This is a genomic window from Planococcus beigongshangi (assembly GCF_016820495.1).
Lineage (GTDB): Bacteria > Bacillota > Bacilli > Bacillales_A > Planococcaceae > Planococcus > Planococcus beigongshangi.
Window position 1 is genome coordinate 1 of sequence record NZ_JADHDU010000011.1, and the last position, 14,467, is coordinate 14,467.

At 47.1% G+C, this 14,467-nt stretch carries 15 protein-coding genes and 1 other annotated feature; all 15 genes read left to right on the top strand.

Features of this window, described 5'->3' with window-relative positions:
• The first annotated feature begins 92 nt into the window (after positions 1 to 92).
• The 15 genes from IQ294_RS15150 to IQ294_RS15220 all read left to right on the top strand — a co-directional run bounded on the left by IQ294_RS15150 (position 93) and on the right by IQ294_RS15220 (position 14,438).
• Complete coding sequence (locus IQ294_RS15150) at positions 93 to 338, top strand: hypothetical protein (protein ID WP_203334904.1); 246 nt, start codon at positions 93 to 95, stop codon at positions 336 to 338.
• Positions 339 to 486: 148 nt separating this feature from the next.
• Positions 487 to 954, top strand: coding sequence for a CtsR family transcriptional regulator (locus IQ294_RS15155; protein WP_203334905.1), 468 nt, complete (start codon positions 487 to 489; stop codon positions 952 to 954).
• 14 nt (positions 955 to 968) lie between these two features.
• A complete protein-coding gene (locus IQ294_RS15160; protein WP_203334906.1) occupies positions 969 to 1,502 on the top strand; it encodes a UvrB/UvrC motif-containing protein in 534 nt (177 codons plus the stop codon).
• Positions 1,492 to 2,592, top strand: coding sequence for a protein-arginine kinase McsB (gene mcsB / locus IQ294_RS15165; protein WP_203334907.1), 1,101 nt, complete (start codon positions 1,492 to 1,494; stop codon positions 2,590 to 2,592). The genes IQ294_RS15160 and mcsB overlap by 11 nt, the downstream gene beginning before the upstream one ends.
• Positions 2,589 to 5,030, top strand: a complete 2,442-nt coding sequence (locus tag IQ294_RS15170; RefSeq protein WP_203334908.1) for an ATP-dependent Clp protease ATP-binding subunit — start codon at positions 2,589 to 2,591, stop codon at positions 5,028 to 5,030. The genes mcsB and IQ294_RS15170 overlap by 4 nt, the downstream gene beginning before the upstream one ends.
• Before the next feature lie 61 nt (positions 5,031 to 5,091).
• Positions 5,092 to 6,468: a DNA repair protein RadA gene (radA, locus tag IQ294_RS15175; protein WP_203334909.1), complete on the top strand. Its 1,377-nt coding sequence runs from the start codon at positions 5,092 to 5,094 to the stop codon at positions 6,466 to 6,468.
• A 94-nt stretch (positions 6,469 to 6,562) separates the two neighbouring features.
• Positions 6,563 to 7,660, top strand: a complete 1,098-nt coding sequence (locus IQ294_RS15180; RefSeq protein WP_203334910.1) for a PIN/TRAM domain-containing protein — start codon at positions 6,563 to 6,565, stop codon at positions 7,658 to 7,660.
• A 21-nt stretch (positions 7,661 to 7,681) separates the two neighbouring features.
• Entirely contained in the window at positions 7,682 to 8,377 is a 696-nt protein-coding gene (gene ispD / locus IQ294_RS15185) for a 2-C-methyl-D-erythritol 4-phosphate cytidylyltransferase (protein ID WP_203334911.1), read from the top strand.
• Positions 8,374 to 8,856 carry a 2-C-methyl-D-erythritol 2,4-cyclodiphosphate synthase gene (ispF, locus tag IQ294_RS15190; protein WP_203334912.1) on the top strand — a complete coding sequence of 161 codons (483 nt, stop codon included), beginning with the start codon at positions 8,374 to 8,376 and terminating at the stop codon, positions 8,854 to 8,856. Before ispD ends, ispF begins: the two co-directional genes overlap by 4 nt.
• A gap of 58 nt (positions 8,857 to 8,914) precedes the next feature.
• Complete coding sequence (gltX, locus tag IQ294_RS15195; protein ID WP_203334913.1) at positions 8,915 to 10,378, top strand: glutamate--tRNA ligase; 1,464 nt, start codon at positions 8,915 to 8,917, stop codon at positions 10,376 to 10,378.
• Between the two features lie 42 nt (positions 10,379 to 10,420).
• Positions 10,421 to 10,636, top strand: a binding site (T-box leader).
• A gap of 51 nt (positions 10,637 to 10,687) precedes the next feature.
• Positions 10,688 to 11,353, top strand: a complete 666-nt coding sequence (cysE, locus tag IQ294_RS15200) for a serine O-acetyltransferase (protein ID WP_203334914.1) — start codon at positions 10,688 to 10,690, stop codon at positions 11,351 to 11,353.
• Positions 11,350 to 12,750 carry a cysteine--tRNA ligase gene (gene cysS / locus IQ294_RS15205; RefSeq protein ID WP_203334915.1) on the top strand — a complete coding sequence of 467 codons (1,401 nt, stop codon included), beginning with the start codon at positions 11,350 to 11,352 and terminating at the stop codon, positions 12,748 to 12,750. The genes cysE and cysS overlap by 4 nt, the downstream gene beginning before the upstream one ends.
• A 4-nt stretch (positions 12,751 to 12,754) precedes the next feature.
• On the top strand, positions 12,755 to 13,174 hold the full coding sequence (locus tag IQ294_RS15210) for a Mini-ribonuclease 3 (RefSeq protein ID WP_284699734.1): 420 nt from the start codon (positions 12,755 to 12,757) through the stop codon (positions 13,172 to 13,174).
• Positions 13,171 to 13,923: a 23S rRNA (guanosine(2251)-2'-O)-methyltransferase RlmB gene (gene rlmB, locus IQ294_RS15215; protein WP_203334916.1), complete on the top strand. Its 753-nt coding sequence runs from the start codon at positions 13,171 to 13,173 to the stop codon at positions 13,921 to 13,923. The genes IQ294_RS15210 and rlmB overlap by 4 nt, the downstream gene beginning before the upstream one ends.
• Before the next feature lie 5 nt (positions 13,924 to 13,928).
• Positions 13,929 to 14,438: an NYN domain-containing protein gene (locus IQ294_RS15220; protein WP_203334917.1), complete on the top strand. Its 510-nt coding sequence runs from the start codon at positions 13,929 to 13,931 to the stop codon at positions 14,436 to 14,438.
• Positions 14,439 to 14,467: the final 29 nt, after the last annotated feature.

The following is a 14,467-nucleotide window of genomic DNA, read 5'->3' on the forward strand; positions in this document are numbered from 1 at the left end:
AGTGGTGATGGCCTTTTTTGTCATTTCAAAAATTATTACCTTAAAATGATTAAAGTTTTATGAAATGGGAAAATAAAGGTGAGGTGGTAATAATGAAACCAGGTGTATATGTAGTCGAAGTTATTGATAAAAGAACTGCATTGTTAAAAGCACTGGATGAAGAAAACGAACAGTATACCTTTCCCGTAAATGAATTTACTCATGAGGTGTCAGCAGGAGATACAGTTGAAATTTGGCTGGAAGGTACTCACTGGCGAACAAGATATCTTGAAAAAGAGACTAAATCGGTACAAAGCCATTTAAAAGATTTTAAAAATCGAATATTTGAAGAAGATTAAAGAATTTCCTGGAATTAAATATTCCAGGATTTTTTTATTCTGCATTTAGTACATACTATTTGAAATCTATAAAATGCATACGTTATAATTAAGTCAAATATAGTCAAAGTCAATTTCTATAAGAATAGATGATAAAGAGGTGAATGCGATGCGTAACATTTCCGATGTGATAGAAGGTTATTTAAAGCAGGTTATCGAATTAAGCGAAAGAGAATACATTGAAATTAAAAGAAATGAAATAGCAGAAAAATTTCAATGTGTTCCTTCTCAGATCAATTATGTGATCAACACGAGGTTTACTCCTGAAAGAGGCTATTTGGTTGAAAGCAAAAGAGGTGGCGGTGGCTATATTCGCATTAAACGTATACGCCTTCACCAAAAGTCTGATGTAATTGCAGCAATTATACAGAACCTGGAAAACGGTGCTACTCAAAGTATGGCTGAAGATATTGTGTTTCGTTTATTGGATGAGGAAATTGTAACAAAACGCGAAGCTAAGATGATTTTAAGCGCTATTGATCGATCAACGCTTTTATTGGGTCTCCCTTTAAGAGATGAGGTTAGGGCTCGTATCCTGATAGCAATGTTGTTTACCTTAAATTTTCAGTCGAAGTAATGGGGAGTGGTACGATGATTTGTAATCAATGCGGTGAGCGTCCTGCGTCTGTGTTAGTTAAACAAAAAAGGAATGGACAGCTTACAGAAAGACATCTCTGTCATGTATGTGCAGCTGAGAACCATAATTTGAATTTGGCTTTTGAACAAGATCCACTGGCGATTCACCAATTGCTGTCCAATTGGTTTCCAGTTCACTCACCATCTGTAAATCCGGTTAAAAAAGAAGTCACAGTATGTCCGTCCTGCGGATTTACTTTTAATAACTTTTTGAAGTTAGGGAAATTTGGATGCGCAACTTGCTATGAGGCATTCGAATCGAATCTGGAAGAGATTTTTAAACGTCTCCATAATGGCAATAAAGAGCACACTGGCAAGATACCGGCATTCTATGGAAGTACCTTAAAGATAAAGAAGGAAATCGAAGAGTTAAGGAAACAATTGAAAATCTCCATTGAAGAGGAAGAGTTCGAAGAAGCAGCAAAATTGCGTGACCAAGTGAGAGAATTGAATAAGCAGCTTGAAGGAGGTGCTGATCATGGCGATTGATCGTTTTTTAGAACCTAAAGCGAGCAGTTGGATGGCCAATGCGGGAGATAATACCGATATAGCCATGAGTACCAGAATCAGATTAGCGCGAAACCTTAATGACTTTAAGTTTCCATATGCTTTTACAGAAGATGAAGCATTGAAGGTGGATAAGGCGATATCTTCGGTGTTATTGGATAGAGGAGAAGAAGTGAATCAGGAATTCACTCATATTGATATTCATGAGGTCTCTTCTTTGCATAGGGAGCTGCTGGTGGAAAAACACCTGATCAGTCCTTATTTAGCTGCTGGAATACATGCAGGTTCGGTTCTGATCTCAAAAAATGAAGAACTCAGTATTATGATAAACGAAGAAGACCATCTGCGTATCCAGAGCCTCCAATCAGGATTTCATTTACAAGAGGCTTATAAAGTAGCAAATGAACTGGATTCGCTGCTGGAAGAAAATCTGCAATATGCCTTTCATGAGAAATTCGGGTATTTGACAAGTTGTCCGACTAACACCGGAACGGGGATGAGAGCTTCGGTCATGCTTCATCTGCCGGCATTGACAATGTCTCAACAGATTACCCGGATTATTCCGGCTATTTCACGCTTAGGAATGGTTGTAAGGGGTATCTATGGAGAAGGAAGCGAAGCTTTGGGGAATGTCTATCAAATTTCCAATCAGCTGACGCTTGGAAAATCGGAATATGAGATTCTCCAGGACCTCCAGAACATGACCGAGCAGATTATTGAGCAGGAGCGAAGAGCGAGACAAGCGATTGTTGATAATTCGCCGTTGAAGCTGGAAGACCGTATTTACCGCTCGCTCGGCATTCTGACTTATTCGAGGCTTTTGACTACCGAAGAAGCAGCTAAATGCCTTTCTGATGTCCGTTTAGGAATAGACTTAAAGTTAATCGAGAATATCGATATGTCCATTCTGAACGAATTGATGATTTTTATGCAGCCGGCTTTTTTACAGCATTACTCCAAGAAACCATTGTCACCTGGCGAACGGGATATTGCCCGGGCGAAACTTTTCAGGGAACGTCTGAAAGAAGAACATAAAATTAACGGAGATAAAGAAGGAGAGGATTCTGTATGATGTTAAACAGATTTACACAAAGAGCGCAGAAGGTTCTTCAATTGGCTCAAGAAGAAGCAATTCGTATGAAACACGATTCAATCGGAACAGAACATATTTTACTTGGTTTGATTCGTGAAGGGGGCGGTATCGCTGCTAAAGCCCTGGAAGCGATTGAAGTGAATACGCAATTGATCGAAGAAGGCGTAACCGAACTGGTGGGAATCGGCGAGAAGAATGTGGGACCGATCGTACACTATACGCCGAGAGCGAAAAAAGTTATCGAACTGTCTGTTGATGAGTCCAGAAAACTGGGCCATTCCTATATTGGTACAGAGCATTTGCTGCTGGCCCTTATCCGTGAAGGTGAAGGGGTTGCTGCACGTGTGCTCGGGAATGCAGGCGTGAGTTTGAATAAAGCTCGTCAACAAGTGCTTCAGCTGCTTGGCAGCAACGAACAGGCGTCTACAGGAATGAGTCCGAATGCGTCGGCCAATACCCCAACATTGGATGGGTTGGCACGCGATTTGACTCAAGTGGCGCGTGACGGCAGTCTTGATCCGGTCATCGGCAGAAACGATGAAATCACACGCGTGATTGAAATCTTAAGCCGCCGGACCAAGAATAACCCGGTTCTGATCGGTGAGCCTGGTGTCGGTAAAACAGCCATTGCAGAAGGTTTGGCACAACAGATCGTAAACAATGAAATTCCGGAAACACTTCGCGATAAACGCGTCATGGTACTGGATATGGGTACTGTTGTTGCGGGCACGAAATACCGCGGTGAATTTGAAGACCGTCTGAAAAAAGTGATGGATGAAATTCGCCAGGCAGGCAATGTCATCCTGTTCATCGATGAGCTTCATACATTGATCGGTGCAGGCGGAGCAGAAGGGGCGATCGATGCTTCGAACATCCTTAAGCCGGCACTGGCAAGGGGCGAACTGCAATGTATCGGTGCTACGACATTGGATGAGTACCGCAAATATATTGAAAAAGACGCGGCTCTTGAACGACGTTTCCAGCCGATTCAAGTAGATGAGCCGACTGTCGAAGAATCGATCCAAATCATCAAAGGCCTGCGTGACCGCTATGAGGCGCATCACCGTGTTAAAATTACGGATGAGGCGATTGATGCTGCGGCAAGAATGTCTGACCGTTACATCTCTGACCGCTTCCTTCCGGATAAAGCGATTGATTTGATCGATGAGGCGGGTTCTAAAGTCCGACTTCGTTCATATACGACTCCACCGGATCTGAAAGAGATGGAAGCGAAGCTTGAAGCTGCGCGTTCTGAGAAGAATGAAGCGGTGCAAAGCCAGGAATTTGAAAAAGCGGCTTCTCTCCGTGATGCAGAACAGAAATTGAAAGATCAATTGGAGAAAACGAAAAAAGAATGGAAAGAAAAGCAAGGCAAGGAAGAGTCTGAAGTGACGGTTGAAGATATTGCGAAAGTCGTATCCATGTGGACAGGCATTCCGGTATCACGACTGGCACAGACTGAATCCGATAAATTATTGAATCTGGAAGAGATCCTCCACGGCCGTGTCATTGGCCAATCTGAAGCCGTCACGTCCATCTCGAAAGCGATCAGACGTGCTCGTGCGGGACTGAAAGATCCAAAACGTCCAATCGGCTCATTCATCTTCCTTGGACCAACGGGTGTCGGTAAAACAGAATTGGCACGCGCTTTGGCTGAATCGATGTTCGGGGACGAAGAAGCGATGATTCGCATCGATATGTCAGAGTATATGGAAAGACATTCGACTTCCCGTCTTGTCGGTTCACCTCCAGGGTATGTCGGCTATGACGAAGGTGGCCAGCTGACTGAAAAAGTCCGCAGAAAACCTTATTCTGTCGTGCTCCTCGATGAGATTGAAAAAGCGCACCCGGATGTATTCAATATCCTCCTGCAGGTGCTTGAAGACGGCCGCTTAACAGATTCAAAAGGGCGCCGCGTCGATTTCCGCAACACGGTCATCATCATGACTTCGAACGTCGGAGCGGAAGAATTGAAATATAATAAATACGTCGGTTTCAATCTGGAAGATTCAAAAACGGATTATAAAGACATGAAATCAAAAATGCTGGCAGAATTGAAAAAAGCATTCCGTCCTGAATTCCTTAACCGAATTGACGATATGATTGTGTTCCATTCACTTGAAAAAGAAAATCTGCGTGAAATTGTGACATTGATGTCGAAACAATTGTCCGACAGATTGCAGGAGCAGGATATCAATCTTGAATTGACGGAAGCGGCTCTTGATAAGATTGCAAAAGAAGGCTACGATCCGGAATATGGTGCACGTCCGCTTCGCCGGGCGCTGCAGAAGCACGTGGAAGATCGTTTGTCTGAAGAGCTGTTGAAAGGGAATGCCCTGGCTGGTCAGAAAATTATCTTTGATGTGGAAGATGATGAATTTGTCGTCCGCACAAACGAAACTGTAAACAATAAGTAATAAGATATTCCGCTCGCCGGAGGATTTCCGGCGAGCGGTTTTTCCATAGAAGGAGGAGCACATGGCCAAAAAGAAATCGAAGTTCGTATGCCAGTCGTGCGGATATGAATCAGCAAAATGGATGGGGAAATGTCCGAATTGCGGAGTCTGGAATCAAATGACCGAAGAAATTGAAATAGCTGTTCCGAAAGGCACTAGAAGCACTTTCCAGCATACTGCTGCAGCGCCTCAGAAAGCGACACCGATCAATGCGATCGAGACGAAGGAAGAACCGCGGGTTGAAACGAAACTCAGTGAATTGAACCGGGTGCTCGGGGGCGGAATTGTGCCGGGATCTTTGATTTTGATCGGCGGAGATCCGGGAATCGGGAAATCCACGTTACTATTGCAAGTATCGGCGATGCTCGCAAACAGCGGCAGCCGGGTGCTTTACATTTCGGGGGAAGAATCTGTCCGCCAGACAAAACTGCGTGCAGAGCGTCTTGATGCTTCTTCTGCTGAATTGTATATTTATGCCGAAACGAACCTTGAGTTGATCAATCATACAATTGAAGAAGTGGCTCCGGATTTTGTCATCGTCGATTCGATTCAGACGGTCCATCATCCCGAAGTGACGTCAGCTCCCGGCAGTGTCACGCAAGTCCGTGAAAGCACCGCTGAATTGATGCGGATTGCGAAGACGAAAAATATCGCGATTTTCCTGGTGGGGCATGTAACAAAAGAAGGCCAGATTGCGGGTCCCCGGATTCTGGAACATATGGTGGATACGGTCCTTTATTTTGAAGGGGAGCGTCATCATACGTACCGGATCTTACGCAGTGTGAAAAACCGTTTTGGTTCAACGAATGAAATTGCGATTTTTGAAATGCTGCAAAGCGGATTGAAGGAAGTGCTGAATCCATCTGAATTGTTCCTGCAGGAACGTTCCAACGGTGCTGCCGGTTCAACGGTGGTCGCTTCAATGGAAGGGACGCGGCCGATTCTGGTGGAAATCCAGGCGCTCGTCACCCCTTCCAGCTTCAATTATCCAAAACGCATGGCAACAGGGCTTGATCAGAACCGGGTATCTTTATTGATGGCGGTGTTGGAAAAGCGGATGGGCATGCTCCTTCAAGCGCAGGATGCATACATCAAAGTGGCGGGCGGCGTTAAACTCGACGAGCCGGCAATCGATCTGGCTGTGCTTGCGAGTATCGTGTCCAGCTACCGCGATGTTGCGCCGAACGGGTTTGACTGTATTATCGGTGAGGTCGGTCTGACTGGTGAAGTGCGGCGTGTCTCGCGGATTGAGCAGCGGGTTCAGGAAGCGGCAAAACTTGGGTTCAAGCGGGCGATCGTTCCCAAATCCAATATCGGCGGCTGGGATTTCCCGGAAGGCATCCGGGTAGTCGGCGTAGAAACAGTAAGTGACGCATTAAAAGAGATTTTTCCACAATAAGGGGGCATTTAGCCCTCTTATTTCTTTATCAATACGGGTCATAACAGCGTTTTCCAAATGATGTGTGTATAATTAATTGCAAGGAGGTGGAAAAATGTTAAAAAGAATCATTCAACTGTTATTTTTATTGATCGGTGCAACTGTCGGGCTTATATTCTTACCTTATGTTTTTGAACTTATACCTATGATCGACAACCCTTGGATCAATAATGCAATTGTTTCCGCTATTGTGGGAGCTGTCATTTTTTACTTTTTATCCCTGTTATTTGCAGATACGCTGGTCCGCTTCATGAAGTGGATGGAAGAAACATTGTTGCGCGCACCTACGCCGGATCTTTTATTCGGGACGGTGGGGCTTATTATCGGATTGATCGTGGCTTTCCTTATCGGGTTTGCACTCAGCACGATTGATATTCCGTTGGTGGCGACGGCTGCTCCGATTATTTTGTCGGTGGTCCTGGGGTACCTCGGATTTCAGGTCGGTTTCCAGAAACGTGACGAAATGCTGGGTATGCTGACGCCGTCAAAGCTCTCCCTCAATTCCAAGAAAAATGAATCGGGGCAGGAAATTGCAGCATTGCCAGTGGAGAAGACGGCGTATAAATTATTGGATACGAGCGTCATCATCGATGGCCGGATTGCGGATATTTCAGCGACCGGCTTTATGGAAGGCACGTTTGTTGTGCCGCAGTTCGTGTTGTCGGAACTGCAGCATATTGCGGATTCGTCGGATACGTTGAAACGCACAAGGGGGCGCCGCGGGCTTGATATCCTGAAACGCCTTCAAAGTGAGCGTGAAGGTGCGATCATGATTACGGAAGAAAGTTTTGATGAAGTGGCGGAAGTCGATCTGAAGCTGATGCGTGCTGCCAAGAAAATGGGTGGCCAGGTCGTGACAAACGATTTCAACCTCAATAAAGTCTGTGAACTGCACAATGTGCCGGTCCTGAACATCAATGATTTGGCCAATGCAGTGAAACCTGTGGTCATACCGGGAGAAGATATGCATGTGGTCGTCATTAAAGACGGTAAAGAACAGAATCAGGGTGTCGCTTATCTGGACGATGGCACGATGATCGTCATTGAAGACGGCAAGAAATTCATCGGTGATGCAATTGACGTCACCGTGACGAGTGTGCTGCAGACTTCTGCGGGACGCATGATTTTTGCCAAACCGCGTAACGGGAAATGATGGATAAAAGGATGTAGGCTCATGAAATATACTGTAGTTCTGCCTGCTGCCGGGAGCGGCAAGCGCATGAAAGCTGATAAAAATAAACTATTGCTGGAACTTTTCGGGAAACCGATTTTCATCTATACACTGGAAGTCTTTCAGCGGGACCCGAATTGTGAAAGTATCTGGCTGGCTGTGAAAGAACAGGAACAGCCATTAATCGAAGAACTGGTGGAAGAATACGGTATCACAAAAGTGGCCGGCTTTGCTGCAGGTGGTGCTGAACGGCAGGATAGCGTGAGAGCGTGTCTTGAAATGATTCCTGCATGTGACGTGGTGCTTGTTCATGATGCGGCCCGGCCTTTCATTGAACCGGCTGTGATTTCACGTCTTGCGGAAGAAGCGGCGGCGTCGGGAGCGGCGATTGCCGGTGTCCGGGTGAAAGATACCATCAAAAAAGCGGGATCCGATATTATCACGGAGACTGTGGAGCGGGAGAATTTATGGATCATCCAGACGCCGCAGGCATTCGACTATGCATTAATCAAAAAGGCAGCGACCGCGGCTTTTGAAGCGGGCTATATGGGGACTGATGAAGCGATGCTCGTGGAGCGGCTTGGGCACCCAGTAAAAATTATTGAAAGCAATTATGAAAATGTGAAAATGACGACACCGGATGATCTGATTTATGGCAGAGCCATTTTGGAAAGCCGTGTACAGGAGGAACAAGAATGATACGAATCGGACAAGGGTATGACGTGCATCAATTGGTGGAAGGCAGAAAACTCATACTAGGCGGGATTGAAATCCCTCATCATAAGGGGCTGCTTGGCCATTCGGATGCGGATGTTCTGCTGCATACCATTACGGATGCGGCACTCGGGGCCATTGGCGGAGGCGATATCGGCAAACATTTCCCCGATACGGATCCGGAATTCAAGGATGCAGATTCCCGGAAATTGATGACGCATATCTGGCAATACGTAAAAGAGCAAGGCTATGAACTGGGCAATGTGGACTGCACCGTGATTGCGCAAAAACCGAAATTGGCACCTTATATCGAGCAATTGCGCGAGTCGATTGCCGGATTGCTGGAAGCGGATATTTCCCAGGTCAACGTCAAAGCGACGACGAATGAAAAGCTTGGATATTTAGGGCGCGAAGAAGGAATCGCGGCACTCGCTGTGATTTTATTGGTGGAGCGGAAGGTTTAAACGCTTTGCTGAAAGTGATAGAATAGCAAGAGACAAACGTTTTCTAGGAGGAAATTTTATGACACAGGAAGTACGCGTACGCTATGCTCCGAGTCCGACAGGGCATTTACATATCGGGGGAGCCCGCACTGCGCTTTTCAATTATTTATATGCACGCCATTATGACGGGAAATTCATCGTGCGCATCGAAGATACGGATATCGCGCGCAACATTGAAACGGGCATCGAATCTCAGCTCGATAACTTGAAATGGCTCGGCATCGATTATGATGAATCGGTGGATGTCGGCGGGGATTACGGTCCTTACCGCCAGATGGAGCGTTTGAATATCTATAAAGGCTACGCCGATGAAATGCTTGAAAAGGGTCTTGCTTTCAAATGCTTCTGTACGTCAGAAGAACTGGAAGCGGAGCGCGAGTCGCAAAAAGCGGCTGGCATTGCTGCGCCTCAGTACAGCGGAACTTGCCGCCACTTGAGCGCTGATGAAGTGAAAGAGCGTGAAGAAGCAGGCAAAACATTCACATTGCGCGCAAAAGTTCCGGCTGACGTTACGTATAAGTTCGACGACTTGGTTCGCGGACCGATTTCATTCGAATCAAAAGATGTCGGTGACTGGGTCATGGTGAAGACGAATGGCATCCCGACATATAACTTTGCAGTAGTCATCGATGACCACCTGATGAAGATCACCCATGTGTTCCGAGGGGAAGAGCATTTGTCGAACACGCCGCGCCAGCAGATGATCTATGATGCATTCGGCTGGGAGCATCCAAGATACGGACATATGACGCTGATCGTGAACGAAGACCGCAAGAAATTGTCGAAACGTGATGAATCGATCCTTCAGTTCATCTCTCAATATAAGGACCTCGGTTATATCCCGGAAGCGCTGTTTAATTTCTTTGCGCTGCTCGGCTGGTCGCCTGAAGGGGAAGAGGAGATCTTCTCGAAAGAGGAATTGATCCGGATTTTTGATGTCAACCGATTATCAAAATCACCTTCCATGTTCGATAAACAGAAATTGACGTGGATGAATAACCAATATATCAAGCAAATGCCGCTTGAAGAGGTTGTGGCATTCACTGTGCCGCATCTGCAAAAAGCGGGCAGATTGCCGGAAACGATGACTGCGGAAGAGCAGGAATGGGCACACCGCCTGATTGCGCTGTACCACGACCAATTGAGTTTTGGCGCAGAAATCACCGAGCTGTCTGAACAATTCTTCTCGGATGATCTTCATTACGGCGAAGAAGAGCAGGCGGTTCTTGCAGGCGAACAGGTACCTGAAGTGATGGCTTCATTCAAGGAACAGCTGGAAGCACTGGAAACTTTTGAAGCGGCTGAAATCAAAGCGGCGATCAAAGCAGTTCAAAAAGCGACGGGCCACAAAGGGAAAAACCTCTTTATGCCGATCCGTGTCGTAACGACAGGGCAAACGCATGGCCCGGAACTCCCGGACGCCATCGCCTTGCTTGGCAAAGACAAAACGATTGCACGCGTAGCACAATACGCAAGTGCATAAGATTGACTTATAGCACCAAAAGTGTAAAATGAATTTACTATCAGAAAATCGTTGACGAGAAGAAGTACACGCCGCATGCTCTCCAGAGAGGATCCTTACCGGCTGAGAGGGATCCGGGCCGCTGCTGTGTGGAAATGCCTCTCTGAGTGCTGAGTCGAACTGAGTAGACCAGACGTTTCACCTGCGTTAAAGGTGCCGAGAGAAAAAGGGTGATCCCTTTTTAATCAGAGTGGAACCGCGCATTTATGCGTCTCTGTCAATTTATTGACAGGGGCGCTTTTTATTTTGCAGTAAAAGGAGTTGAACGAAATGTTTAAGACGATAAAAGAAGATGTGGATGTAGTTTTTGAACAGGATCCGGCAGCCAGAAATTATTTGGAAGTCATCCTCACGTATTCGGGGCTGCACGCTGTCTGGGCACATCGCCTGGCACATTTCTTTTTTAAGAAGAAACTATTTTTCATTGCCCGTGTCATTTCACAGATCAGCCGTTTTTTCACGGGAATCGAAATTCATCCGGGTGCTGTCATAGGCCGCCGCTTTTTCATTGATCACGGAATGGGTGTCGTCATCGGTGAGACATGCGTCATCGGTGATAACGTCACACTGTTCCAGGGGGTCACACTCGGCGGAACGGGAAAAGAAAATGGCAAACGCCATCCGACACTGGAAGATAACGTGCTCGTGGCGACTGGGGCCAAGGTGCTTGGATCTATAACGATAGGTGATAGTTCAAAGGTGGGTGCGGGTTCGGTGGTATTGAAAGATGTGCCGCCGCATTCAACAGTGGTGGGCATACCAGGTAAAGTGGTCATCCAGGACGGCGTACGGGTCAAAAAGGATCTTAACCATCAGGATCTGCCGGACCCGGTAGCGGATATCTGCAATTCGATGGAGATGAAAATCGCCGAACTCCGGCGTGAAGTGGAATTATTGAAACAAGCCAGTAAGAAGAAAGAAGGGGATGCTGAATGACGATCCAGATTTTTAATTCATTGTCGCGTACGAAAGAGGCGTTTGTTCCGCTCGAAGAAGGAAAAGTGAAGATGTATGTCTGCGGACCGACTGTCTATAATTATATCCATATTGGAAATGCACGTCCGGTCATCGTCTATGATACGGTGCGCCGCTATTTGGAGTACCGGGGCTATGACGTTAAATACGTCTCGAATTTCACCGATGTGGACGATAAGCTGATCAAAGCGGCTAATGAACTGGGCGAAACGGTTCCAGAAATTGCCGAGCGTTTCATCAAGGCCTATTTCGATAATACGGAGGCGCTCGGCTGCGCTGAGGCGGACGTCCATCCCCGTGTCACTGAACATATGGAGCAGATCATCGAGTTTATCGAGGCGCTGATCGAAAAAGGCTTTGCTTACGAATCGCAGGGTGACGTCTATTACCGCACCCGTAAATTTGAGGGCTACGGTAAATTGTCGCACCAGTCGGTCGACGAACTGAAAATCGGTGCCCGCATCGAAACAGGCGATAAAAAAGAGGATGAATTGGATTTTGTGTTATGGAAAGCGGCCAAGCCGAAAGAAATCTCTTGGGAAAGTCCGTGGGGCGAAGGACGTCCGGGCTGGCATATCGAATGTTCGGTCATGGCCCGTGAACATCTCGGGGATACAATCGATATCCATGCCGGTGGACAGGATTTGACGTTCCCGCATCATGAAAATGAAATCGCGCAATCGGAAGCTTACACAGGGAAACCGTTTGCCCGCTACTGGATGCATAACGGCTATATCAATATCGACAACGAAAAAATGTCGAAGTCGCTGAATAACTTCGTACTGGTGAACGATATCCTGAAAGAATTGGATCCGCAGGTGCTGCGTTTCTTCATGCTGTCGGTGCATTACCGCCATCCGATCAATTATTCACAGCAATTGGTGGAAGATGCCATCGCCGGGCTGGAACGTCTGCGGACCTCTTATGCCAATCTGACACATCGCCTCGGCGTATCGGCCGGGCTCGGTGATCATTCCGATATCTGGCTGTCGAAAATCGAAGCAATCAAGAAAGAATTTATTGAAACGATGGATGATGACTTCAACACGGCACACGGGATTTCGAAATTGTTTGACCTGTCGCGTCTGGCGAATACGTATCTGTTGGAAAAACAGACTTCGGCAGAAGTGCTGGAAACGTTCATTGCTGTCTTGGATGAATTGGCGGCTGTGCTCGGCTTGCCGTTCAAACAGGAAGAAGAATTGCTGGATGCGGAAGTTGAGGCTTTATTGGCTGAGCGCATCGAAGCACGCAAGAACCGTGATTTTGCCCGTGCCGATGAGATCCGTGATTTATTTAAGGAAAAAAATATCATTTTAGAAGATACCGCACAAGGTACACGCTGGAAGAGGGGGTAAGGGTTTGGACGTATTGCGCAATCAGGATGTAGACCAATTGAACGCCCTTGCCCTCGCCTATATGGGAGATGCCGTGTACGAGCAGGCGGTGCGTGAGCATTTGCTGCGCTCAGGCAGGGTGAAACCAAACACATTGCACCGGATGTCGACGACTTTCGTTTCGGCGAAAGCCCAGGCTGTCGTGTTAAAGCGGCTGACGGAAGAAGGGTTTCTGTCGGAAGCGGAACTGGCTGTCATGCGGCGCGGACGCAATGCCAAATCCGGGTCGGTGCCGAAAAACACCGATGTGCAGACATACAATTTCAGCAGCGCTTTTGAAGCGGTGCTGGGCTGGAATTATTTAAAGGGCCATACGGAGCGGGTCGGCGAAATTATAACGTATGCCATCGCTATAATAGAAGAACCGAAAGGAGTGATCAAATGACTGAGGAAATGGAACCGGAAATCATCGGGGGCAAAAACCCGGTGCTCGAAGCGTTACGTGCAGAGCGTGACATCAATAAAATCTGGATTGCGGAAGGCGTCCAGAAAAAGGGGATTGCAGAACTGCTGCAATTGGCGAAAGAGCGGAAAGTCATCGTCCAGTTTGTGCCGAAGAAAAAAATCGACGGCCTGACGGATTCGAATCATCAAGGGATCGCTGCGGCGGTTGCCGCTTATAATTACGCAGAACTTGATGACCTCTTTAAAATTGCGGAATCCCGTTCGGAAGATCCATTCTTTCTGATCCTGGATGAACTGGAAGATCCGCATAATCTTGGTTCGATCATGCGTACGGCGGATGCGGTAGGGGCACACGGATTGATCATCCCGAGGCGGCGTGCTGTCGGTTTGACAGCAGTCGTTGCAAAAGCCTCCACTGGCGCTATTGAACATATTCCGGTTGTGCGCGTCAATAATCTTTCGCAGACAGTAGATGAACTGAAAAAACGCAGTGTCTGGATTGCAGGCACCGATGCGAAGGAATCCGTCGATTACCGCCGCATGGATGCTAATCTGCCGCTGGCTGTCATCATCGGCAGCGAGGGCAAAGGGATGAGCCGGATCCTGCGCGAGAAATGTGATTTCCTTTACCAATTGCCGATGGTCGGCCATGTTACTTCCTTGAACGCTTCTGTGGCAGCGAGCCTGCTCATGTATGAAGTCTACCGGAAGCGCCATTCACTGGATTAAGCGATATGAATATTCTGCTGGTTGATGGCTATAACATCATTGGAGACTGGTTGGAACTAAGGGAGTTAAAAAAAGACAGACTGGCCGATGCCAGAGACCGCCTGATTGAGCGGATGGCTGAATACCGGGGATACAAAGGCTGGCGCGTCATCATCGTATTCGATGCCCATCTGGTGCCTGGCATCGAGGCCCGTGATCTGCAGTCGAATGTCGAAGTGATTTTCACGAAAGAAAGTGAAACCGCCGATGAGCGGATTGAAAAATTGGCGACGAGTTTAAACAACCGGCGCGACCAGGTTTATGTGGCCACTTCGGATTCAACGGAGCAATCGGTGATTTTTGCCAAAGGTGCGCTTAGGATCTCTGCCCGCGAACTGGAAATTGAAGTGGAAGAAATTCAGCAGAAAATTTCGAAAAAAGTGAAAGAAATCCAAGAGCAGCAAGCTTTCTCGAAAATCGCACTCCCCAAGGAAGTTGCAGAAATATTTGAAAAATGGCGGCGTGGGCTGAAATGAACGGTTGACGCTTAAATTTTCCTTCCTGT

Bases quoted from the DNA above. Each gene is read 5' to 3' on its own strand.
- IQ294_RS15150 (WP_203334904.1), top strand. From the start codon at position 93: ATGAAACCAGGTGTATATGTAGTCGAAGTTATTGATAAAAGAACTGCA.
- IQ294_RS15155 (WP_203334905.1), top strand. From the start codon at position 487: ATGCGTAACATTTCCGATGTGATAGAAGGTTATTTAAAGCAGGTTATC.
- IQ294_RS15160 (WP_203334906.1), top strand. From the start codon at position 969: ATGATTTGTAATCAATGCGGTGAGCGTCCTGCGTCTGTGTTAGTTAAA.
- mcsB (WP_203334907.1), top strand. From the start codon at position 1,492: ATGGCGATTGATCGTTTTTTAGAACCTAAAGCGAGCAGTTGGATGGCC.
- IQ294_RS15170 (WP_203334908.1), top strand. From the start codon at position 2,589: ATGATGTTAAACAGATTTACACAAAGAGCGCAGAAGGTTCTTCAATTG.
- radA (WP_203334909.1), top strand. From the start codon at position 5,092: ATGGCCAAAAAGAAATCGAAGTTCGTATGCCAGTCGTGCGGATATGAA.
- IQ294_RS15180 (WP_203334910.1), top strand. From the start codon at position 6,563: ATGTTAAAAAGAATCATTCAACTGTTATTTTTATTGATCGGTGCAACT.
- ispD (WP_203334911.1), top strand. From the start codon at position 7,682: ATGAAATATACTGTAGTTCTGCCTGCTGCCGGGAGCGGCAAGCGCATG.
- ispF (WP_203334912.1), top strand. From the start codon at position 8,374: ATGATACGAATCGGACAAGGGTATGACGTGCATCAATTGGTGGAAGGC.
- gltX (WP_203334913.1), top strand. From the start codon at position 8,915: ATGACACAGGAAGTACGCGTACGCTATGCTCCGAGTCCGACAGGGCAT.
- cysE (WP_203334914.1), top strand. From the start codon at position 10,688: ATGTTTAAGACGATAAAAGAAGATGTGGATGTAGTTTTTGAACAGGAT.
- cysS (WP_203334915.1), top strand. From the start codon at position 11,350: ATGACGATCCAGATTTTTAATTCATTGTCGCGTACGAAAGAGGCGTTT.
- rlmB (WP_203334916.1), top strand. From the start codon at position 13,171: ATGACTGAGGAAATGGAACCGGAAATCATCGGGGGCAAAAACCCGGTG.
- IQ294_RS15220 (WP_203334917.1), top strand. From the start codon at position 13,929: ATGAATATTCTGCTGGTTGATGGCTATAACATCATTGGAGACTGGTTG.